This window comes from Kitasatospora cineracea, from assembly GCF_003751605.1.
In the GTDB taxonomy this organism is placed as follows: Bacteria; Actinomycetota; Actinomycetes; order Streptomycetales; family Streptomycetaceae; genus Kitasatospora; species Kitasatospora cineracea.
This window is the reverse complement of sequence record NZ_RJVJ01000001.1, coordinates 5743618-5764326: the sequence shown is the minus strand read 5'-3', so window position 1 is coordinate 5764326 and position 20709 is coordinate 5743618. Positions and strand designations below refer to the sequence as shown.

Genomic DNA, 20709 nt, shown 5'->3' with positions numbered 1-20709 from the left:
CCGCGCCCGAGCACCGCGCCAGCACCGGCGGGGCGCCAGCGCCGGCGGGCCGGTGTTCCGGCCCGCCGCCGAACTCGCCTACACCGCCGACCTCGACGACGCCCGGCTGTGGCTGGGCGCGTTCGTCGAACTCCACCGCCCCGACACCGGCACCGAGCCCATCGCCGGGCAGCTCGCGGCCAGCGCCCGCCTGTGGGACCAGGCGGGCCCGGACGGCGCCGGGCGAGCCTGGGAACGCCTCTGGAGGACCTTCCCGCAGCTGCTGGTCGTCCCGGTCGGCACCACCGCCGCCGAGGCCCGCACCGCGATGGCGGACCTGCGCCCGGCCGCCGAGGAACGGCCCGGCCTCGCCGAGATGCTCACCGCAGTCCCGGCCGGCGCCGCCCGCCTCGAAGACCTCCTCCAGCACGGCCCCGCCGCCCCCGTCCGGCATCCGCTCGCCGGGCAGGAACGGCGGCCGTACGGCTGGACGGAGCTGTAGCCGGAAAGGCGGTGCCGGGGGTGCTGCGAGTGCTGCGGTGCCGACCATCGGGCCCGGCCAGGTGGAACCGCCGACACCAAGGTTCAGAGAGGCAGGTGCTCAAGCCGGCTCCACCCGCACGGAGAAGTCCAACCCGCTGATTTCCAGCGCCAGCCCCGGAACGCCTGGGAGCGGGCGCAGCGGTGAGCGGGTGGTGGTTCAGCCGGCGGGTTGGGCATCGGGGTCGCGGGTGCACAGGTGGCCGCTCGGGCAGGCCGGGCAGCCCCGGACGTCGACCAGGTGCTCCACCGCGGCGAACAGCTCCCGGGCGCGCTCGACGGTGCCGACGCCGTCGAACGTCGCGTACTCCTCGGCGGTGCCGACTCCTCCCTCGGCGAGGTGGACGCGCAGGTAGGCGAGCGCGGCGAACTCCTCGACGCCCATGGACGCGGGATCGCCCGGGACGCACGTCTTCGGCACCAGCCCCGCAGCCATGTCGCCGCCGAACAGCCACGGATCCCCGGGCCGCTCCGGCTTGCCGACGACCGGGCGCAGCACGCAGCCGTCGCCCTCGTCGGGCTCCACCAGCACCGCCCCAGTGGCGTGGAGCTCGTGGACCGAGGCCCGCAGTTCCGCGGGACCAGCAGGTCCCGCCTCGGGGCCGGTGAGCATGCCGGCGAGGTCGGCAACGGGCAGTCGGCCGACGGTGCCGTCGGTGTGGCGCACCTGCAGGACGCCGCTGTCGACGGCCACATCGAGCCAGAGCGCCTGCACCGGCAGCTTCGGGCCGTAGAGAGGCAGGAGGCGTTCGATGCGGCGGGCTGTGTCCACGGCGCCGACGCTCATGCCCTCGACGGCGGTCCTCTTGGCCCGGTCCGGCGCGGGGACGATCCACTGGTCGTAGCCGGGCGGCTGGAGCTGCTGCAGCGTGTACGCGTCTGCGGCCCTCTCCCGGCGCGGCTTGCCCGGCTTCTTGCGGCCCATCCTGTGGCCCTCCCCTGCGTCGACGTCGAAGGTCGGACCATTGAACACCATCCGCACCCGGCTCGCTCCGCTGTGTGACCGCCTCCCTCGGTCCTGGTCCGTTCGCCCGACCGGGGCGGTGGCGAACCTGCACCTCGCCGGCCGTGGTAGGCGGCCCTGCCGGGTTCGCCGCCCTCCCCCGCCGGTGCCGCCCGTCTCGAAGGCCTCCCGCACCTCGGCCCGGCGCCTGCCCACCGATGCGGGCTGGCGGATGCGTCGCTGGGACGAGTTCTGAGCAGGCGAGCACCAAACGTCCATTAGAATTACCTTGCGTACTGACGCCACGTCAGTACCGCAGCCGGTCCAGCTGGTCGAGCGCCTCTCGCACCCGCGGGCCGAGGTCGACCTCGCCGGTCTCGTGGTGGGCGACCGGGAACGGGACGGCGGGCGGCTTCTCGTCCCAGCGCGTCAGGTGGCGGGCCGCCCGGCGGACGTACACCATCGCGCCGACCGGGTTGTTGACGAAGGTGACCTCCGAACTGGGGACGCCGGTGCCGTCCTCCAGGTGGAAGGTCTGGATCCAGGAGTGGCGCAGGTCGACCTCCGGGATGCCGCTGTCGAGCAGCTGCGCGTCCGCCACCCGGTGGCCCTCGACCCGGAGGGCGCTCAACACCGCCTCGTGCAGCGGCGGCGCGGCCACGTGCACGAGGTCGATGTCCCGCACGGACCGCTGCGGGCCGGACGACAGCGTGGTGGTCAGCGAGAGGTCGACGCCGACCGTCCGCCCGTCGACCTCGGTGATCGGACAGTCCCACGGCAGCCGGCCGTGGAAGCCGATCCGTTCCTCCGTCCCGGGCGCCACGTCGAGGTACGAGCGCGAGGGCGAGAGGTACGCCCACTCGCGGTCCTCGACGCTGCCGTTCCACCCCAGGACCTTGCCCACCACGTGCAGGTACAGGCCCTCGACCTTCAGACCCGCGCTGCCGCCGCGCAGCAGCACCTCGCCCTCGATCCGCTGCCCGGGCTGCGGGGCGAACGTGGCGATCCGGGTGTCGATCTCCGGCGGATCACCGCCGTCGCCGCCGAGTCCGAGCAGTCTCCGCAGGCCCATCCGCCCCGCCTCCCCCTTGGAAAATGACCCCGGCTCACCTTAGCGTTCCTCAAGATCGGCAGGTAGGAGCCGGGTGGGAGGGGACGGGCACGTGGGACTGCTGGCGAGGTTCGGGCTCGGACGCGCGGCGGAGGGCCCGGAGGTCGAGATCCGGACGGCTGACCTCGCCGTCCCCGGCGAGCGGATCGGCGGGCAGCTGGTGATCCGGGCCGGGACCCGCAGCGTCGAGGTCGACCGGATCGAGAACTACCTGGTTGCCGACGGGTTCGACGAGGACGGCGGGCCGACCGACCTGGTCCTGGGCTCGCTGAGAACCCCGGGCGGCTACGATCTCGAGATCGGCGGCGGGCAGGAGCGCACGCTGCCGTTCGGCGGCCGGCTGCCCTGGGAGTGCCCGTTCACCGAACTCGACGGGCAGCCCCTGGGGTTCGCGGTGGCGGTGCGGATCACCCTGCGGCCGCCCGGACGCTCCGACGGGACGGTGCACCACAACACCCTCCGGATCGCCCCGACACCAGCCGTCCGGGCCGCGGTCGCGGCCTTCGCGGAACTCGGCTACCGGCCGCAGGACTCGCGGGTCGTCTACGCGTACATCCCGGGGTCCGACCAGCACCACGCCAGCTACCAGTCACTGTTCCTCACCGACCCGGCCCGGGGCAGGCGAAAGCTCCCGCGGCTCGAACTCTCCTTCGTCACCAACCCGGTGGGCACCATGGTGTACCTGCGCCGGGCCTCGCCCGAGCTGTACGAGTGGGAGTCCAAGCCGCGGACGGTCACCTTCGCGGTCGCCCACCACGAAGCTGCCCGCCCCGACCTGGCGGAGCGGGCGACCCGCGCACTGGAGGAGCTGCGCACCCTCTACCGGAGCTGACGGCTGCTTCCCACCCAACGCCGACCACGCCGGGTCTAGGGCGAAAGACTTCAGCCGGTCGAGCGTCAACAGCGGAGCATGGAGCTCCGGCAGGGGCGAAGGCGACGTGAACCTGGTCAAAACACTCAAAAGTGCCATGTACGGCCGGGCCTCGTTCCGACTCCTACGGATCAGGATCCTCACCCGGCCTTGAGTCAACTCGCCTTTCCCTCAATGGTCAGAGCTGGCCGCCGATCTGCCGAGAGAGCCCCTCGAAGAACTCCCGGAGAGTGGCCGCAGCAAGGTCGAACTGGTCGAACCACGAGGCGGTGGTTGACCTCCAGATCCGTCCGGAGCCCGCGAGTGCGAACAGATGACCACCCCCGTCGCTGGCGAAGACCAGAGCAGGCTCTTCCCCCTCGATCCGGACGGTCCCGTACTCGCAGAAGTGGTCTGCGACCAGCGAGGCCGGGTGGATGAAGCAGCCGTTCTCCACGTCGGGCAAGGAAACCTCGTCGATCACCCAATACATCGTGGTCAGGTCTGACGGAATCGGCGTCAACTCCACGAGTGCGTCGGTGGCATGATGGCTCGCCTCCGCAGCGAGCACGACCACGTTGCTGCCCGGTTCGAAGCCGAACCGTGTCTGGAATGACTCCATCAGCTTCGCGAGCGCCGCATCCGTCTGTTCACACCAGTCGCGAAGCCACTCGGCATCAAGCCGTTCGTCAGCCACGGTCACTCCCTCTTGCCTTCGCCGGAATCCGCCCGCGCGAGCTCGGAAGAACCTACAGGAGCGTTCACGGAACTCCGGTCAGAGCCAATTTCGCGGATCCTCATCACCTCGACGAGCCCGATGCTGGAGGGCGGAGCCCGTCATGTCCGACCCTCCGCGTGCTCCCCGAGGCGGGTGGGTGGACTCCCGGTGCACGGGCTGCTGACGTCCCCGAAGCCCCGCAGAAGAACCCCACCTGGCGGACGGGGACCACGGACGGGTCTTCCTGGACCGCCCACGCACCACCGCCATCGCGGTGGTGGTCGGCGACGTCCCACTCGCCCGGGACTGTCCTTGCCGCTGCCGGGGCAGACGGGCTGATAGGAAGTCCGCACAGGAAATGGAGGCGAGCACATGGCACCGATCGGTGAACCGGAACAGCCGGAGGGTCTCCCCGAGGACCCCGACGAAATCACGGCGGAACTGGCCCGGATCGCCGCCGAGGTGGAGAAGCGGGACGACGGGTCACGGGGCGGGACGGCACGCCGGGTGCGCGCGCTGGCGCGGCGGCTGGGCAACGGCCTGGCCCACGGCGGCCACCGGCTGGGGACGGGTCCCCGCAACGGGCTGCGGATGCTGACGGAGCAGCTGCTGGACGCAGCCCCGCGGATCCCGGTGCGGAACCTGGCGACACTCCGAGCCCAGCACCCCGGGGCCCGGACGCCGGAAGAGCTGGTGGACCTGCTCGTCGCCGGGTCGGTGCGGGCCTCGACCGCGGTCGGCGCGAGCGCCGGGACGGTGGCGATGATGCCCGTACCGCTGATGATGCCGGTCGAGCTGGCGTCCGAGCTGCTCGCCTCCGCGGCAATCGAGTTGAAACTGATCGCCGAGCTGTACGCGGTCTACGGCCAGGTGCCGGAGGGCTCCGCACGGCAGCGCTCGTACGCGTACCTGGCGGTGTGGAGCGAAGGCCGCGGAATGGACCTGACCCGCCCGGGGGCGCTTCTGGCGCTGAACCGGAGCGCAGCGCTGCGCCGACAGGTGGGCAGGCGCCTGACGCGCTCGGGGCTGCGCAAGCTTCCGACCCTGGCGCCGCTGCTGGCCGGTGCGGTGATCGGGGCGCGGGTCAGCCGCAAGGACACCCTGCGGCTGGCCACCACCGTCCGGGAAGACCTGCACGGGCGCCGACCTGCCGACCCCGGCTACTGGGATGCCGCCGGGGCCTGAACGGAGGCCGGTCCGGTGGTCAGCCGCGCTCAGCGCCTGTCTCCGCCTCCGCCTCCGCCTCCGCCGGGTAGCGGGCCATCAGCCCGAACGGCAGCGGTCCGGTCGGCGCGTCCGCGTGCTCGGCCCGAGCGGGGCGCAGGGCCGCCGCTGCGGGTGCGGACGGGAGAACGCACTGCCTTTGCACCTTGGGGCCATCCCTGCGGACGCGGGAAGCAGACGGTGTCGGCGATGTACCAGGGGCGGGCCGAGGAGCCATCCCCGCAGGCGCGGAGAGCACCTGCCCCGGGCAGAGTGCGGGCAGCCATGTCCTACGTGCGCTCTTCCGCAGGGCGCGGGCCGCACCTAACGTGGTGTCATGTACCGAGTGCGGTTCAACCGCTCCCATCCCGAGTACGTCGAGGTGGTGCTGCGCGAGGGCGCCGGGCCGCTCGCCTTCGCGGCCAGGCGCTGGGTCGAGGAAAGCCTGGGCATGGTCGTGATCAGCGGCTTCTGCGGCATCCCGGTCTACGTCGCCGTGGGGTGGTACAGCAGCGACGCCCGCATGATCTGGGCCGCGATCGGGATCGTCGTCGCGCTCGGACTCCTCGCCAACTTCTTCGTCCTCCTGTACCGGGCCCACCAGGACGTGTACCGGCTGCGCTTCTCCCCGGCCACCGCCCCAGACACCCTGACCGTCGTCCGGGCCGTCCGGGCCGACCCGCCGAGACCGCTCACGGCCGTCTACCGGATCCGGATCGAGCACAAGGTCACGCTCTCGTACAAGGCCGACCGCAAACCCGTCGCCGAGGAGATCACCCTGCACGTGCCCGTGCGGAGCGGTCGGCGGATCCGGCCCGCGAAACTGCCGTCGGGGACGACCGACGTCGCGGCCCTGCAGCAGGAACTCCAGCAGGTCCTCGCCCCCGCTGCCCTAGAGGTCGACCTGGTCGTCGAACGCCGCGTGGAGGCGCAGAGCTTCGGCGGCCACGGCGGCTCGACCGGCGGCGGAGGCTCCTGAGCGTCGCACGGAGTCGGAGGACACGAGCCGGTGGCGCCCCACCGGCCTGCTTCGGTAGCCATGGTGAGCGGCGGCGTCCATGCCGACGTAAACCCAGGGCTCGAAGACCTCCGGCGCAGTTCCTCTTCGAATCACCCACGCCGGAGCTCTTCGAACCGACTGCACCTGAGTTCTGCAGTTCGGCGGCAGGTGTGACGCCCGGCGGTGGATTCGCCCGCCTTTTGGTGCGGGCTGGTCAAAAACTGTGATGCGCACCGGCGCTTGCGAGGGGGTCGGTGAGTGGTCACCATGGTCGCGAAAATGACGACGAACCGTACCGAATTCGGGTGAAACGTCCAGCAAGACCTGGCCCGCCCGCAATGCCTCGGCACCGCGGTGGGGAGGTCAGCCCCCGCCCGAGAAGCCGCCGGAGTTGGCGGAGGCCGAGCCGCCGCCGTTCCAACCGGTCCCGTGCCCCGGGCGGGTTCGGACGATGCGTTCGGTGATCAGCTCGACCCGCACCCCGGCGGGGCCGAGCAGCGCGGTGAGGGCCTTGTGCAGCTGCTGCGGCGAGGTGAGGGCGGGCGGGTTCCACTTCAGTTCGTCGCCGGCGAGGTCGAACCGGACGGTGAGCTGATCGGTCGCCGGCCGCTGGTCCCCCGGGTAGGGCTCGGTGAGCCGGTACTCCAGCCGGACTCCACACAGCTGGGTGATCGGCTGCCACGGGCCGGGACGGGCGGCGCGGACCGTCCGGAACCGGGTGGGGGCCTGGGCCGGGGCGAAGCGCAACCGGCGGACCGTGGTGAGTTCCATCCACACGAGCAGCGGTGCTGCCAGCGCGGCCTCGATGGCGGCGATCGCCAGGACGATCTGTGCGACGGTCACGGCGTCGGTGCCGATCACCAGCGCAACGATGGCGACCGCCGCGGTGATGGCGCCGAGCATCACCGGCACCATCAGCGACTGCGCGGCCCCGGCCAGGCTGAGCGGCACCACCCACGCGTAGGAGCCGCCGCCTTTGTGGAGGACGAGGTCGGTGGTGGAGTCCGGTCCGGGGCGCAGCAGCGCACGATCAGCCATACCAGCACGGTAGAGCCGGACGCGACTGACCGGAAGGTGGCGGGAGAGCGGTAATTCCGTTTCACGAAAACCAATGTGACGATGCATCAGTTCGCTGTCACTTCCCCGTTGGCACCGGCGCCGACAAAGACGTCAGCGGAGCGGGCCGACGCGGGACGAGCTTCCGAAGGCGGGAGCTTCGACGCCCCTCCCGGCGGGGGCGGGTTCTCCGATACTGCGGGAGCCGTCCGCTGTCCGGCCGCCCCATCGTTCCCCGTGCCGGCCGAGCCGATCGGGGCGCCGGGCCGCGGGGTACAGGTCAGGGGCGTCAGGGGACGGCTTGCCTACCGTTCAGGCGGCAAGCCGTCCAGGAGTCTCAGCTACTGCGGCGGGTTGTCGTGCGTTCCCTCGTTGCCCAGCTGTTCCTTGAGCTTGTCCTGAGCCGTGTCCACCTGGCCGCTGTACTTGCTCTGGGTCTTCTCGTCAGCGAAGTCCCCCGCCTTGTCGATTCCCCGCGAGGCCTGGTCCTCATGGCCCTTGAGCATTTGCTTCAGCTTGTCCATGACCGACATGTCAACACTCCTCAAAGCCGGTTCGTCAGCAGTGGGTTTCAGGATCACTCCCCGCGGCCGCAACCGCATCCGAGGAATCCTGCCCTGCCGCATCCGCCGCCGGTTCACACCCGCACGGGTTGGAACCGTCGGGCTGCGGTGCGGGTGGCGAGGCTCTGCTCGAGTGCCGAGCGCAGCAGGGTGAGGGCGCCGGTTCCTGGTGGGCGGGGTCAGGGGGCCAGGAGGCGGATGTGTTCGTGGGAGCAGCTCAGCACCGCGGCGATGCGGCGCAGGGTCCAGCCCTCGGAGCGGGCGGCGGCGACGGCTTCGCGCTGCGCGCAGTGGTGGAGGTCGGCGAAGGCGGCGTTGAGGGTGGCCAGCGAGTGCAGACGGTCGTGGACGGGGGCGTCCTTGAGCTGGTCGCACAGGTCGGTGAGGTGTTGGGCGGTGCGGTCGACGGCCGCGCTCCAGGGGGTCGGGTCGGACACGGGCGGCCTTCCGTTGTGCCAGGGGCGAAGGGGGGCCGCGCCCGCGCAGGCCCGTCTACCCTACGCCTTGGTCCGTGACGCGCAGGGCGAGCAGGACGACGTCGTCACCGTGGTCGGGGCCGGCCAGGGTGTCGGCCAGCAGGTCGAGGGCCTGCGGCAGCGGGGTGTGGTCGGCGACGGCCCGGGCCAGGAGATCGGCGGCGCGGTCGATGCCCTGTTCCAGGTCGCGGCCGCGGTGTTCGACCAGGCCGTCGGTGTAGAGGAGCAGGACGGAGCCCGGCTCCAGCAGGCGTTCGTGGACGGGACGGCCTTCGGGCAGGGCCAGGCCGGGGTGGAGCAGCAGGCCGTGCTCGGTGAGGCGTTCGGTGTCGCGGTTCGGGTGGGCGAGCAGCGGGGAGGGGTGGCCGGCGTTGGTCCAGCGCAGCAGCCACGCACCGTGGGGGCGGGGGTGCAGGTGGGCGTGGACGAGGGTGCCGCTGATGCGGGTGTGCAGCTGGTCGTTGGCACGTTCGAAGGAGGCGAGGGCGTCCGCGGGGCTTCCCCCGCGGTCCACGTCGGCCTGCCGCAGCATGCTGCGGGCCTGGCCCATCAGGGTGGTGGCGTGCGTGTCGTGTCCGGTGATGTCGCCCACGGTGACGGCCAGCGGCCTGCGCCCGTCGGCCGCGATCCGGTGCGGAAGGACGGGGTAGGCGTCGTACCAGTCCCCGCCGACCATGTCGTGGTGGGCGGCGGACCGGTAGAGGGCGGCGAGTTCGAGTCCCGGCGTGTGGGGGAAGTCGGTGAGCATGGCCCGCTGGAGTTGGCGTGCGACGCTGGTGCGCTCGTCCAGGTGCAGGGCCCGTTCGACCGCCAGGGCGGTGTATCCGGCGATCACCGTCAGGACGGCGCGTTCGTGGATGTCGGTCTCGTGCGGTTCGTCCCAGGCGGCGACCAGCGCGCCCAGGGTGGGGCGGCGGGTGCCGGGCAGGGGCACGCACACGGCCGAGTGCAGGCCCATCTGGTCGAAGACGACCACGGTGTGCGGGTCGTAGTGGTCGACGAGTGTCTGGCGGTCGGGGACGCTGACCACGCGGTTCTCCTGCGCGGCCTGTGCGGTGGGCCACCCGTCGGTCAGGGCGTACAGCGGGACCTGTTCCTCCAGGGGCACCGGTCCGCTGGCGGTGTCGACGGCGCGCCGCAGCTTGTCGTCGTCCCCGCGCAGGACCAGCCCCACGTAGGCCGGTTTCAGGTCCCCGCTGACCAGGTCGCTCACCGTGGTGCGCACCTGGTCCAGGCCCAAGGTGTTGCCGAGCAGTTCGGCCGCCCGCAGCAGCAGTTCGGAGCGCTCCAGTTGGACCCGCAGCCTCCGCTCGCTCGCCCTGGCCGCTCCGGTGAGCGCCTGCGCCTCTTCGCGGGCCTCCTGCGCGCCGTGGTGCGCCTCGTTGGCGCGCCGCGTGCTCACCCGAAGCCGCAGCTCAGCCGCGCACACGCCGGCCAGGTCCTCCAGGTCCTGGCGGTTGTGCCCGCTCCAGGCCCGCGGGCGGGGGTCGTGGACGGCCATGACTCCCAGGCACTCGCCCCGCGCGCCGTACAGGGGGGCGGCGGCGAAGGCCCCTTCGGCGCCGTCCAGCGCGGCCTCGTGGCCGTCGGCCGCCCATCGGGTGAGGTCGTCCACCGTCAACAGCTCACCGGTGCGTGCCACGTGCCGACGCAGCACCGCGTGCCAGGGCCCTGCCGGTGAACGCTCCGGCGGCCAGCACTCGAGCACCTCGGTGTCCGCCGGGCCGACCAGCACCGCGACGACCGCCTCGGGTGCGGCCAGCACGCTGGCGGCCAAACGGGCGAAGCGGTCCACGAGTCCTCGCACCAATCTCACAGCGGGCGCACCGCCGGGTCACGACGATGTCAACACAGTTGACAGACTCTACCCCGACCGCCCGGATCCACGGGCCGATCACCAACCCGTCGGCCCGACCCGCCGCTCGTCGGTGGACTTCGCGGCGCAGCGGGTACAGGCGGGTGCAGGCGGGGCGGCGGGCTCCGTCGGCGGCGGCCCGCCGGACGGTGGGGAACTGGCCGCCGTCGGGAACGAACGAGGCTCCCGGGCGGTTGAGCGAGATGTCCGAAGTCTCAAGCAACCGGTCAGGAAGCCTCGTTGGTCACCTTCCTGCCTGCCGCACTGGACCTTCCTCACCCGCCCGTCGAGTGGGTCACCGTGCTCATCGGCACCCACGAGGGTGACCGCCGCTGCAAACTCAAGCCCTCCCGACGGGCCCTGGTCGCGCTGGTCTGCCTGCGCAAGCACGACACCCTCGCCCGGGCCGACGTGGCGTACACCGGCGCGGCCGGAACGTTCGCCGTCCCCACGAGGCGCCCGCCCCGCGGAGAACTCACGGCGGGACAGCGGTCGCTGAACCGAGCCCGCGCCCGGCTCCGCTGCCCCCTCGAACGCGGCGTGGCCACCGTGAAGCGCTGGCGGATCTTCCGGCACGCACGCTGCAGCCCGAACTGGCTGACGTCAGGAGCCAAAGCCGTCCTGCCCCTTGAGCTACACCGCTCAAAAGGCTCCCGGTCCGACGGCAGGGATGCCGGGCAGGCACTCGCAGTTGCGTGCGGCCAGCCAGTCACGCCCACCGCTGACAGGCATCGGGTACGGCAGCCGCACTGCGTCGGCCTGGACCACCAGGACGTCGTCGGGGGCCTGCCCCGGATGCTCCCGCAAGACATGGCCCCGCCCGGCAGCGAGCAGCTCCTGGACCGGATCCCCGGCCAAGGCGCACACGGTGCCGTCCCCGCACAGACCGCACCGGACCCGCTCCACCCTCATCAGCGTATTCATGCGATGAGCAACGAGGCCAGACGCCTGCGGAAACGACTCTGAGCAGCAAAATAATGTCCAAGAAAATACGGAAGCCAGAGCAGATTTCCGCGCGGAGATCCAAGAGATAAATGCACACGGGACCCGTGAGCAATGCACTGCGTCTGCGCGCCGGGACAGTTCTGGGAGAGGGCGGCCACAGGCTGAGACCGAGCGCGGCGGGCGGGTGCAGGGGCCTGGTTCGGGGCGGCCTGGGTGGCGCGTCGGTGACGGCCTCTTCGACGTCGGCAACGATCGGGTCGAAGACGCCGCCGCGGTGGCTGTGGGCGCGGCGCTCGTCCACCGGCTACGCCCGCCTCGGGCTCCTGGATGGCGATCAGCGCGCTGGTGGAGGGAGATCTCGGATCCGAACCCGGCGGGGGCGGCCCCGGGTGAGCAGCCGAGGCCGAAGCGATGGGCCATGACCGAGGAGAGGAGCCCGCCATGGGGCCCGCCGGGGTGGCGGGTCAGGAGTGGGGGGCGTCGATCTCGGCCCAGACGGTCTTACCGAAGGGGTGGGGTGTGGTGCCCCACCGGTCGGAGACGGTACGCACGATGTGGAGGCCGTGGCCGCCGGGTGTGCTGGGCTGGTGCGGTTCGCGCGGTGCGGGTGCGGTCCGGGAGGCGTCGGCGACCTCGACGCGCAGGCGGGTGTCGGTGGCGTGGAGGGTGAGGTCCTGGGGACCGCCGGCGTGCAGTACGGCGTTGGCGACGAGTTCGGCGACCAGCAGGACGATGTCGTCGGCGCCGGGCCACGACCAGTCGGCCAGGGCGCCGCGCGTGAACTCCCGCGCGCGGGCGACCGGCTTGCGCTGCTTGTCCATGACCAGGCGCCGCCGCTGGCCGCCGGGCGGCAGCGTCAGCACGGTGACAAGCGGGCTGTCGTCGAGGGCCTGCCAGACAGTGCTCATTCGGTCGGCCCTTCGAGTCGGCGGTCCTTGCTGCTTCGCCTGCCCGCTGCAGTGCGGTTGATTCGCCTGGGCCGTGCGCTGCGCACGGGCGCGGTGGGACACAGGAGTCACGGTCATGTCAGCTCGGCAATCGCGGCTTGGACGGTGGGGCGGACGTCGAAAGCGGCTGCGGCTCCGGTGATCTCCAGCAGCCGTTCCACGGGTGGCGAGATTGCCGCCAGCCGCAGCACGGCGCCGGTGGCGAGGGCGTCCGCGCGGGCCGTGAGCAGCATGTTCAGGCCCGAGGAGTCGCAGAACGCCACCTGGGCCAGGTCGACGATGACGAGCCGGTTGCCGCGGAGCACCTCGGTGAGGGCCTTCTTGACGGGTGCCAGCGATTCGATGTCCAGGTCTCCGGTGATCCGGCAGACGACGACGCCGTCACCGCCGGACCGCGTGTCGATGCCGGCGCTGTCCTCGAGCACGAAGGCGCCCACCTGGGCGGACGTGGCGTGGTCGTGCGACTGCATTCTCGTACCCTCTCGCCGCGCGGGCGGCGTCCGGCGGGCGGGCGTCGGTTGCTGATCGTCCTTCTTCATGGGCCGGCCTGCCTCACGCCGCCTCGAGGCCCTGGCGCAGCTTCGCGAGGGCGCGGGAGAGGAGGCGGGAGACGTGCATCTGGGACAGGCCCAGGCGTTCGCCGATCTGGGACTGCGTCAGGTCCTCGGTGAAGCGCATCGACAGGATCAGGCGGTCGCGCTCCGGCAGGGCGGCGATCAGGGGCTGGAGCGAGACCAGGTCCTCGACCATGCCCAGGCGCTCGTCGGTGCTGCCGATCTTGGCGGCGAGTGCGCCCGGGCCGTCGCCGTCCGGCCCGGCCGGCAGGTCGAGGGAGTCGGTGTTGTACGCGTTCGCGGCCTGGAGGCCCTCGATGACCTCTTCCTGCGGCATTCCCAGGTGCTCGGACAGTTCGGCCACCGTCGGCGCCCGGTCGAGGGTCTGCGACAGGGCGTCCTGGGCCCTGGCGAGGGTCAGGCGCAGCTCCTGGAGGCGTCGGGGTACGTGGACGGCCCAGGTGGTGTCGCGGAAGTGCCGGCGCAGTTCCCCGAGGATGGTGGGGATGGCGAAGGTGGTGAACTCCAGGCCGCGCTCGGTCTCGAAGCGGTCGATGGCCTTGATCAGTCCGACCGCGCCGACCTGCATCAGGTCCTCGGTGCTCTCCCGGTGCGAGCCGAAGCGCCGAAGGGCGAAGCGGACCAGGGAGAGGTTGAGCTCCACCAGGGAGGCCCGCACGTAGGAGTACTCCCGGGTGCCCTCCTCCAGACCGGCCAGGCGCACCAGCAGCACCTGGGTCAGGTCCCGGGCGTCGGTCGGCGCGATCCCCGTCAGATCGCCGAGCTCCGCCAGCTCCGGTGCGACCTCCCGAGGGCTGCGCGGCGGTGCGGTGTGCGCGCGGTCGTTCACCGGGTTGGGCGCTGCCATCAGGAGCTGGTCCCTCGTCACGATCGGTTCCTTCCCACAGCGTCACGGTCGGCGCCTGTCTACCCCCTCGCGCCGTGCGCATGCCTTCGGATTGTGTGAAGGATTTGTGTGGCCTTGGCGCGAAGGGAGGCGTCGTGCCCGACCCGGTCCTCGCGGCCCCACGGGCCGAGCAGCACGGTCCAGCCCCAGCTCCCGCCGCGGTGCAGTAGCAAGCCGTACGGCCGCGGAGCGGGAATCCGCCCCGGAGGTCATCGGGGCGGTCGGGTGACGGGTGCGGGCGGGCAACGTCCGGGGCCCCGCGTCGTCGGACGCGGGGCCCCGGACGGCCTGGGTTCAGCGGGTCAGACGGCGGTGCCGCCGTAGTAGCCGCCGACCTGGTTGCGGTAGGCCGGGTCGTCGCCGTGCCTGTCCTTGTCGTACTCCGGGGAGTTCTTCACCTCGTCCCGGGTGCGGCCGACCCACACCGTCTTCTCCGCGTCGTCGACCCGGGTGATGGTGCCGGCCGGCAGCAGCACCTCGCGGCCGAAGATCCACGGGCCGGTGTCGACCACGATGTAGCCCGCGCCGACGTCGACGGTGTGCTTGTCGACCTTGCCGATGTGCCCGTCCGTCGCCTCGACCCGGTACCCCGTCAGGTCCGAACCCGCAGCGTAGCCCTCGGCACCCTCGTAACCCCACATCGCCTCAGTCATGCGCTGCCTCCTCGTTCTCGGTGTGCCTCGTTCTCCGTACGGGAGGCCGCCTGCCCCGGTATCGCGGGGCCATGCCGCCGGGCACCACACAGAATGGGAGGATTTCCGCAGGTGTTCCGTCTTTGCGGCCAGCCCGGCCGAACTCGACCGCGACCGGCGCACTTCGCCGGGGACACGGCGTGAGGCCGACCCCCGGTGTCGGGGGTCGGCCTCACGGGTGCGCGGATCGTTCAGGTGCGGCTGTGCCGGTTCCCGGTGACGAGGCGGTAGACCACCAGCAGGATGAGCGAGCCGACGATGGCCGCGATCCAGGTGGAGAGGTCGAAGAAACCGTCGATGGAGTCGACACCGAAGATGACCTTGCCGAGCCAGCCTCCGAGCAGGCCGCCCGCGATGCCGATGAGCATCGTGATGATGATGCCGCCCGGGTCCTTGCCCGGCATCAGGGCCTTGGCGATGGCTCCGGCGATCAGACCGATCAGGATCCAGGCGAGGATGCCCATCTGCTTCTCCTGCTTCTATGAGCGTTGTCGTTGACGGCATCCGTCTGCGCCAATATGGAAAATCTAAACATCGGACTTCTCCGGCTCTCCTCCAGGACCAAGGCCGGTCCCGGGAAGCAGCCGTTGCGGCGGCCCGCACGATCCACCGGAAAGAGAAAAATGCAGACGATGCGCATTTTCACTCCGGGAGGGAGAAGAAGTCACCCGTCACGGGAATCCACCCGGGACGCCCGGCTCGATCAGACGGAGGATGACTCATGGCCGCCGACCGCAGCACCGCCAAGCCCACGACCTCCTCCGGCGTCCCTGGCCGCACCAAGCCGGCAACGCCCAGGCCCCCGGCCGCCGAAGCCCCGGCGCGACCCGCGGCCCCCGACCGGGGCTCGGACTGGCGCCAGCGCGCCGCGTGCACGCGAGAAGACCCGGAACTGTTCTTCCCCGTCGGCAACTCCGGTGCCGCCCTGCGTCAGACCGAACGCGCCAAGGCCGTCTGCCGCAGCTGCCCCGTCACCCAGCAGTGCCTGCAGTGGGCGCTGGAGAACAAGCAGGAGACGGGAGTCTGGGGCGCCACGGGCGAGGAGGAGCGTCGCGCCATGAGTCGCCGCACCGCCCGCCGGCGCGCCCGCCACACGAACTGACCCCCGCTTCGACCGCCCGGCCCGGCGCCGCCGACCGGCTGAGGTGCTGAACCGCCCCGGGTTCGGTGGGGACTCGATTTCGTGGAGGGATTCGAGTCGTGGCACGTCCCTCCTCCTACCCGCCTGAGCTGCGCCGTCGTGCTCTCCACCGATTGCGCCTTCAACAACCGTGCCGAGTCCGCCCGTTCGGTCCGCGATGCGGAACTGAAGGGTCTGATCACGACGACGTACGAGGACAACTTCCGGATCCACGGTGCCCGCAGGATCTGGCGCGAGCTGAACCGCCTCGGCCGTACGGCGGCCCGCTGCACGGTGGGGCGGCGAGGAGGAGTGGGACCTGTACTGGATCCGCTTGCCGCTGCTCGCCGCCCGGGACGGCGTCGACACCGCCGTCCAGCAGACCCGCGCCACCCCGAAACCGACACCTGGTACGCGGCGGAGCACATCGCCCGCCTGCTCGCCGACGCCGGGCGCGCCGAAGAACCCGTCGCCGTCCTCGAACAGCACACCCGGACCGGCCGGCACGACCGCGCGGGCCACCTGATCGACCTCGGCCGCTTCCCCGAGGCCCTGATCCTCTTCCAGCACACCGACCCCGCCCCTCCCCCGCCGGTCCCGACAGCGGACCTGTGGGCCGGCGCGCCTCCGTTCTGGCCCCGGCCGGTCAGCGGGCGAGCGCGCTCAGGCCGGGGCGGGACGGGCCGCGGGTGGTTCCGCACGGGGCTCGGGCGTGCCGGAGCGTCCGGCGGCGGCGCGGTGCAGTTCCGCCGTGAACTGCGCGCCGGCCAGCAGCGCCAGGTTGGACAGCCACAGCCAGATCAGGAAGACCACCATTCCCGCCAGCGACCCGTACAGGCGGCTGTAGGCGCCGAAGACACTGGTGTACAGGGCGAAGCCCGCCGAGAAGACCAGCCAGAGCGCTGCGGCCAGGGCTCCGCCCGGCAGGCTGCCCCAGCGGCGCCACGCCTGCTCGGGGCCGGTCCGGAAGACGATCAGCACCAGCGACGCCGCCACCACCAGCAGAATCGGCCAGCGGACCACCGACCACACCAACGGAGCCGTCCCACCCAGGTGCAGCACCCGGCCCGCCCCCTCGGCAACGGGGCCGCTCAGGATCAGCGCCAAGGTGCCGACGGCCAGCAGCACCAGCAGCACGGCTGCGGTCGCCACGATCCGCGGAGCCTTGCGCAGCGGGGAGCGCCGGTCGCTGGTGTGGTGCATCCGGTGCAGCGCCCGCCGGAACACCGCCAGGTAACTGCAGCACGACCACAGCGCGCTGCCGGCCCCCGCCGCCGCCAGCGTCCAACCGGTCGAACCGCCTCCCAGCGCCTTGATCAGCACCTCCCCCAGTTCCGCCCCGGCCTGGCCCGGTACCACCCCCGCCAGGTGCACCGCCGCCTCCCGGGCCGCCGCCGGACTGATCAGCGCGAAGCCCACCACCGTGGCCAGCAGCGCCGGGAGGATCGCCAGGACCGCGTAGTACGTCAGCGCCGCCGCGAAGTCGGTGACGTCGTCGTTCCACATCCTCAGCGGGGTGCGCCGCAACGCTCGCCCCCACCGCCTTCTCCCGTCCGACGACCGGTCCACCGCGAACCCCCACCCGCTGAGAGAGCCGAACGCGTCCGAGCGGCCGCCCGGACCTGCTTCCCGCTCCCCCTGCCTTCAAACGACGGGACGGTCGGCAGCCAGGTCCCTGCGGCCAGCGGCGACTTCGCCGACGAGGGGAGTTCCGAGCCGGGCGCGGCAGTGCCGGCCGAATTCACCTGCAGAGCTGGGGCGCTGCGCGGCGGGGGCGGGTTCTCTGCTGGTTCTCCTCACCGTGTGCGGTCGCTGCCATCCGGATCGGGTCGTGCTCCGAAGGAGGGGTTCGAGGATGGTGCGCCCTGTGTCGGGTCGAGGGCGGGGTGGTCATGGCAAGGGGAAGGGGACAGGGTGGAGGCGATCGGTGCGGGGCGGGTGTGGGCTCCGTGGCCCGAGCTGATGGCAGGCCACCGGCCCGTCCTGGTCGCCCCGTTCGACCCCTCCCGCCCTGCGGACCCCGCACAGGGGTGGACCGGCCCCGGCACCGTGTGGGAGGTGCGCCGTGACTGGGCCGCCGCGTTCGACGGCACCCGGCTCCTGGTCACCCGCCCCGACGGCGCCGCCTGGTACGACGGGCCCGTCGCGGCCGCCCGCGAATGGACCCGTGCCCTGCGCGCCCACCAGGCCCTGACCCTGGCCACCGGCGCCTTCCACACCCCCTTCGACTTCCCCACCGCCGCCGCACAGGGCCGCCTGTCCGTCCTGACCGTCCCCGCCCGCCTCCTCGACACCCACACCCACTGACGCGCCCTCAAGGACAGGCCGAGATCCGGGGCGGCCCCCAAGCCCTCGGCGGCCCCTGCTCCGGCGCCAGCGGTGCGCAGATCGCCTCCGTGGAACTCGCCGGGGTCAACGGGCTGTTGGAGGCGCTGCGCGCCGGCGGGCGCATCGCGGTGCGGCACTGCCGGGCCGAGCCCGGGCTGGGTGCCGAGCAGCAGCAGGCCGTGGTGGACACGGGCCGGGAGGAGTTCGCACCGGTGTGGGCGCGGGCCGTGCGGGTCGTCGAAGAGCAGCTCGAAGAGCAACTCGCGGCAGTCTGGCCCTCGCCTGGTCGAGCATCGCCGGCCGGCGAGCGGCGTCCGTGCTGTGACCCGCGGCCGCCGCACGATCTTCAGGAGTCCGCACAACCCTTGATGATCACGCGGTGGCTGTTGCCGTTCCCACCCGGCCCCGGTGCAAAATCGCGAAGTCACACTCGAGTACTGGCGTCGATGTTCAAGGATCTGACCAACTGGGTGAGTTCGGCGCGGAAGAGCTTGTCCGGCGAGAGTGTCTGGGCGCGCAGGTGGCCGTAGATCTCCAGCGCGACCAGGCCGTGCAGGTGCCCCCGGATCCGCAGCGCCAGGGCCAGCCCGGCCGGCGGTAGCGCAGGGAACGCCGGGCGGACCTTGTCGAGCAGGCCGGGGTCGAAGTCGTCCCAGCCGAAGTCGCCGTCCTCATACGCCTGTTCGGCGCCGTCCCAGGCCGTGTCCGCCAGCGCGGCGATGCCGATGCAGACCCGCCGGGCGGCGTCCGGCGCGGCGCCGCCGTCCGGGGCCCGGTAGCCGGGGACGGGGTCGCCGTAGATCAGCCGGAAGCCCTCGGGGTTGGCCACCGCCCAGTTGCGGAAGGCGTGCGCCCGGGCCTGTATGCGCTCCGCCGGGGAGTCCTGTGCGGAGGCGGCCCAGGCGGCGTCGACGGCGTCGGCGAGCGCGGTGTAGACGTCCGCGATGAGGACGGTGACCAGGTCGTCGCGGGTGGCGAAGTAGCCGTAGATGGCGTTGGCGGTCATGCCCATCTCGCGGGCGATCGCCCGCAGGGTGATCGCGTCGGGGCCTCCCGAGCCCGTCAACTCCAATGCTGTGCGCTTGATCTCGGCGGTCGTCTCGGCCCGCAGTCGTTCGCGCCGTCCATCTGGCATGACCACGGCATGAACCAAGGGGAGAACCATGCACATCGGCGTCATCGGAGCCACCGGCACCATCGGCAGCCGGGTCGTCACCGAGGCCCTGGAGAGCCACCCCCGCACCCGGCTGATCGTCATCGGTGGCGCCGGCAGCCTGGAGATCGAGCCAGGCGTTGTCCGCGCCGACCACGAGGAGCTCATCCACGCGTCACTCGACGGACTCGGCCTGCCCCGCCAGTACGCCGCCGCCGTACGCGGTCACCGCGAGGCGCTGAATGTCCTGCGCGCCTCGAACCGGCTCTGGACCTACTTCAGCCCCGCCGAGCAGATCGCCCCCGGCAAGCGCACCGGCCGCTTCCGCGTCGGCGGTGACCAGCCCGTGCTGAACGCCGACGGCCTGAGCCGGATCTCGGCGGAGGACGCCGCGGTCGCCCTGGTGGACGAGGCGGAGCTGCCTCGCTTCGTGCAGCGCCGGTTCACCGCCGGCTACTGAGTCGACTGCTGACCCGGTGTCCGCCCGCCGCAGCCACTACCGGCGACGACTCGCAAACTCTTCAACCGAACAGATCGCGAAGTCACCCGGGAGCATGAGCTGCCTGTGCCCGGTTTCCCGGCGGGTTCATGCGGGCGGCGGGGACAGTTTCAGTCGGCGGGCCAGGGGGACGGCGGTCAGTCCGTAGGTCAGGACGGTGGCGACGATGACGAGGAAGACCACAGGCAGGATCCTGGACGCGCCGGCGTATCCGTGCTGGACGAGGTCGCCGCCGAAAGCGCTGGCGGTGGCGGCGGCCACGGTGCCGCGCGGGGCCATCCAACCGGTGAAGGCCCGTTCCGGGCCGTCGAGGGTGGAACCGGCGGTGGCCAGTGCGGCGATCAGCGGCCGGACCAGGACGACGAGCACCGCCACCAGGGCGAGGGCGGGCAGCAGGACGCCGCCGAGGGCCGCCGGGGTGACGGTGGTGGAGATCGAGATGAACAGGGTCCCGACGATCGGGGACGCCAGGGTCCGGAAGAAGGTCGTTCCGGACGGGGCGCGGGGTGCGCGCCGGGTGGCCACCGCGATGCCCATGACGGTGGCGGCGATCAGGCCGGTGTCGTCCAGCAGGACGTCGCAGGTGCCGGCGGACAGCAGCAGGGTGGCGAGTTCGGAGGTCCGGGCGAGCGGGGTGTCGAGGTCCCACCGGGCCGGCAGCCCCAGCGCCAGGGCCCCGGCGATGCCGCCGGTGAAGCCGAGGGCCACGCCGGCCAGGAGCCGGCCGGCGGTCTCCAGGGCGCCCGGGTGGCCCCCGTGGGCGAGTGCGCGGAAGGTCGCGGCGGCCAGGATCGCCCCGGCCGGGTCGATGACCGTGCCCTCCCACAGCAGTAGCCTGCGCAGCGTCGCGGGCGGGCCGACGAAGTCCAGGAGCGGTCCGACCACGGTCGGGCCGGAGACCACCACGACGGCGCCCAGCATCAGGGCGGCCCCGAACGACATGTCCAGCAGCGCCGGCGCCAGCGCCGCCACCGCGCTCCAGGTCAGCAGGACCCCCAGGAGCACCAGTCGCGTCAGCACGCGGCCCGGGCCCCGGCCAGCCGTCGCAGGTCCAGTCCGAGTCCCGCCTCGTAGAGGATGACGGCGACCGCCAGGTGCACCAGCGGCGAGAAGGAGTCCCGAGCAGAGCCTCGGCCCGCACCACCGGCAGCAGGACGCCCGCGCCGAAGCCGACGGGCAGCAGGACGACGATCGCGGGCAGCCGCAGCCATCCCGCGAGGATCTGGGCGCCCACGCCGAGCGCCACGGTCAGGGCGGTGCCGAAGATCGC

General features: G+C 72.3%; 21 protein-coding genes and 2 pseudogenes. 8 read left to right on the top strand and 15 right to left on the bottom strand.

The features are described 5' to 3' along the window. The first annotated feature begins 52 nt into the window (after nt 1–52). Nucleotides 53–481, top strand: a complete 429-nt coding sequence (locus EDD39_RS25975) for a hypothetical protein (protein ID WP_123559820.1) — start codon at nt 53–55, stop codon at nt 479–481. A gap of 198 nt (nt 482–679) precedes the next feature. On the opposite strand, the gene EDD39_RS25970 is transcribed toward EDD39_RS25975, so the two are convergent. Then, nucleotides 680–1444, bottom strand: coding sequence for a hypothetical protein (locus tag EDD39_RS25970; RefSeq protein WP_123559818.1), 765 nt, complete (start codon nt 1442–1444; stop codon nt 680–682). 325 nt (nt 1445–1769) lie between these two features. Continuing rightward, complete coding sequence (locus EDD39_RS25965; RefSeq protein WP_123559816.1) at nt 1770–2534, bottom strand: sporulation protein; 765 nt, start codon at nt 2532–2534, stop codon at nt 1770–1772. 91 nt (nt 2535–2625) lie between these two features. On the opposite strand from EDD39_RS25965, the gene EDD39_RS25960 reads away from it, so the two are divergent. After that, a complete protein-coding gene (locus EDD39_RS25960) occupies nt 2626–3405 on the top strand; it encodes a sporulation protein (RefSeq protein WP_162870136.1) in 780 nt (259 codons plus the stop codon). 217 nt (nt 3406–3622) lie between these two features. Here EDD39_RS25960 and EDD39_RS25955 read toward each other — a convergent pair whose 3' ends face one another. Further along, complete coding sequence (locus tag EDD39_RS25955; RefSeq protein WP_244257054.1) at nt 3623–4120, bottom strand: hypothetical protein; 498 nt, start codon at nt 4118–4120, stop codon at nt 3623–3625. Nucleotides 4121–4513: 393 nt separating this feature from the next. On the opposite strand from EDD39_RS25955, the gene EDD39_RS25950 reads away from it, so the two are divergent. Then, nucleotides 4514–5326, top strand: coding sequence for a hypothetical protein (locus tag EDD39_RS25950; protein WP_123559810.1), 813 nt, complete (start codon nt 4514–4516; stop codon nt 5324–5326). Nucleotides 5327–5681: 355 nt separating this feature from the next. Further along, nucleotides 5682–6323, top strand: a complete 642-nt coding sequence (locus EDD39_RS25945) for a hypothetical protein (RefSeq protein WP_123559808.1) — start codon at nt 5682–5684, stop codon at nt 6321–6323. A 384-nt stretch (nt 6324–6707) separates the two neighbouring features. Here the strand turns inward: EDD39_RS25945 and EDD39_RS25940 are convergent, their stop codons facing one another. The 4 genes from EDD39_RS25940 to EDD39_RS25925 all read right to left on the bottom strand — a co-directional run bounded on the left by EDD39_RS25940 (nt 6708) and on the right by EDD39_RS25925 (nt 10234). Continuing rightward, complete coding sequence (locus EDD39_RS25940; protein ID WP_123559806.1) at nt 6708–7382, bottom strand: hypothetical protein; 675 nt, start codon at nt 7380–7382, stop codon at nt 6708–6710. 359 nt (nt 7383–7741) lie between these two features. Further along, nucleotides 7742–7933: an antitoxin gene (locus EDD39_RS25935; RefSeq protein ID WP_123559804.1), complete on the bottom strand. Its 192-nt coding sequence runs from the start codon at nt 7931–7933 to the stop codon at nt 7742–7744. A gap of 209 nt (nt 7934–8142) precedes the next feature. After that, on the bottom strand, nt 8143–8400 hold the full coding sequence (locus tag EDD39_RS25930) for a hypothetical protein (protein WP_123559802.1): 258 nt from the start codon (nt 8398–8400) through the stop codon (nt 8143–8145). Nucleotides 8401–8455: 55 nt separating this feature from the next. Continuing rightward, complete coding sequence (locus tag EDD39_RS25925; RefSeq protein WP_162870135.1) at nt 8456–10234, bottom strand: SpoIIE family protein phosphatase; 1779 nt, start codon at nt 10232–10234, stop codon at nt 8456–8458. A gap of 312 nt (nt 10235–10546) precedes the next feature. On the opposite strand from EDD39_RS25925, the pseudogene EDD39_RS25920 reads away from it, so the two are divergent. Beyond that, nucleotides 10547–10936: pseudogene (locus EDD39_RS25920) on the top strand (transposase family protein); the annotation flags it as partial. Nucleotides 10937–11703: 767 nt separating this feature from the next. Here EDD39_RS25920 and EDD39_RS25915 read toward each other — a convergent pair. From EDD39_RS25915 to EDD39_RS25895, 5 genes are all read right to left on the bottom strand, one after another. Then, nucleotides 11704–12147 (bottom strand): ATP-binding protein, encoded by a 444-nt coding sequence (locus EDD39_RS25915; RefSeq protein ID WP_123559798.1) that lies wholly within the window; start codon nt 12145–12147, stop codon nt 11704–11706. Between the two features lie 113 nt (nt 12148–12260). Continuing rightward, nucleotides 12261–12656 carry an STAS domain-containing protein gene (locus tag EDD39_RS25910; RefSeq protein ID WP_162870134.1) on the bottom strand — a complete coding sequence of 132 codons (396 nt, stop codon included), beginning with the start codon at nt 12654–12656 and terminating at the stop codon, nt 12261–12263. An 82-nt stretch (nt 12657–12738) separates the two neighbouring features. Further along, the gene (locus EDD39_RS25905; protein WP_123559793.1) at nt 12739–13629 is read right to left on the bottom strand and encodes a SigB/SigF/SigG family RNA polymerase sigma factor; all 891 of its coding nucleotides are present in this window, start codon (nt 13627–13629) and stop codon (nt 12739–12741) included. 320 nt (nt 13630–13949) lie between these two features. Then, nucleotides 13950–14300 carry a PRC-barrel domain-containing protein gene (locus EDD39_RS25900; protein ID WP_123559791.1) on the bottom strand — a complete coding sequence of 117 codons (351 nt, stop codon included), beginning with the start codon at nt 14298–14300 and terminating at the stop codon, nt 13950–13952. 230 nt (nt 14301–14530) lie between these two features. After that, nucleotides 14531–14803: a GlsB/YeaQ/YmgE family stress response membrane protein gene (locus tag EDD39_RS25895; protein ID WP_123559789.1), complete on the bottom strand. Its 273-nt coding sequence runs from the start codon at nt 14801–14803 to the stop codon at nt 14531–14533. 386 nt (nt 14804–15189) lie between these two features. On the opposite strand from EDD39_RS25895, the pseudogene EDD39_RS41385 reads away from it, so the two are divergent. Next, a pseudogene (locus tag EDD39_RS41385) lies at nt 15190–15441 on the top strand (WhiB family transcriptional regulator); the annotation flags it as partial. A gap of 681 nt (nt 15442–16122) precedes the next feature. On the opposite strand, the gene EDD39_RS25885 reads toward EDD39_RS41385, so the two are convergent. Next, nucleotides 16123–16965, bottom strand: coding sequence for a YihY/virulence factor BrkB family protein (locus EDD39_RS25885; protein WP_123559784.1), 843 nt, complete (start codon nt 16963–16965; stop codon nt 16123–16125). Between the two features lie 408 nt (nt 16966–17373). On the opposite strand from EDD39_RS25885, the gene EDD39_RS25880 reads away from it, so the two are divergent. Continuing rightward, on the top strand, nt 17374–17766 hold the full coding sequence (locus tag EDD39_RS25880; RefSeq protein WP_244257052.1) for a hypothetical protein: 393 nt from the start codon (nt 17374–17376) through the stop codon (nt 17764–17766). A gap of 445 nt (nt 17767–18211) precedes the next feature. Here EDD39_RS25880 and EDD39_RS25875 read toward each other — a convergent pair whose 3' ends face one another. Then, nucleotides 18212–18922, bottom strand: coding sequence for a TetR/AcrR family transcriptional regulator (locus tag EDD39_RS25875; protein WP_123560895.1), 711 nt, complete (start codon nt 18920–18922; stop codon nt 18212–18214). 28 nt (nt 18923–18950) lie between these two features. On the opposite strand from EDD39_RS25875, the gene EDD39_RS25870 reads away from it, so the two are divergent. Further along, nucleotides 18951–19400: an NAD(P)-dependent oxidoreductase gene (locus EDD39_RS25870; protein ID WP_123559782.1), complete on the top strand. Its 450-nt coding sequence runs from the start codon at nt 18951–18953 to the stop codon at nt 19398–19400. Nucleotides 19401–19526: 126 nt separating this feature from the next. On the opposite strand, the gene EDD39_RS25865 is transcribed toward EDD39_RS25870, so the two are convergent. Next, on the bottom strand, nt 19527–20459 hold the full coding sequence (locus tag EDD39_RS25865) for a cation:proton antiporter (protein ID WP_123559780.1): 933 nt from the start codon (nt 20457–20459) through the stop codon (nt 19527–19529). Between the last annotated feature and the right edge of the window lie 250 nt (nt 20460–20709).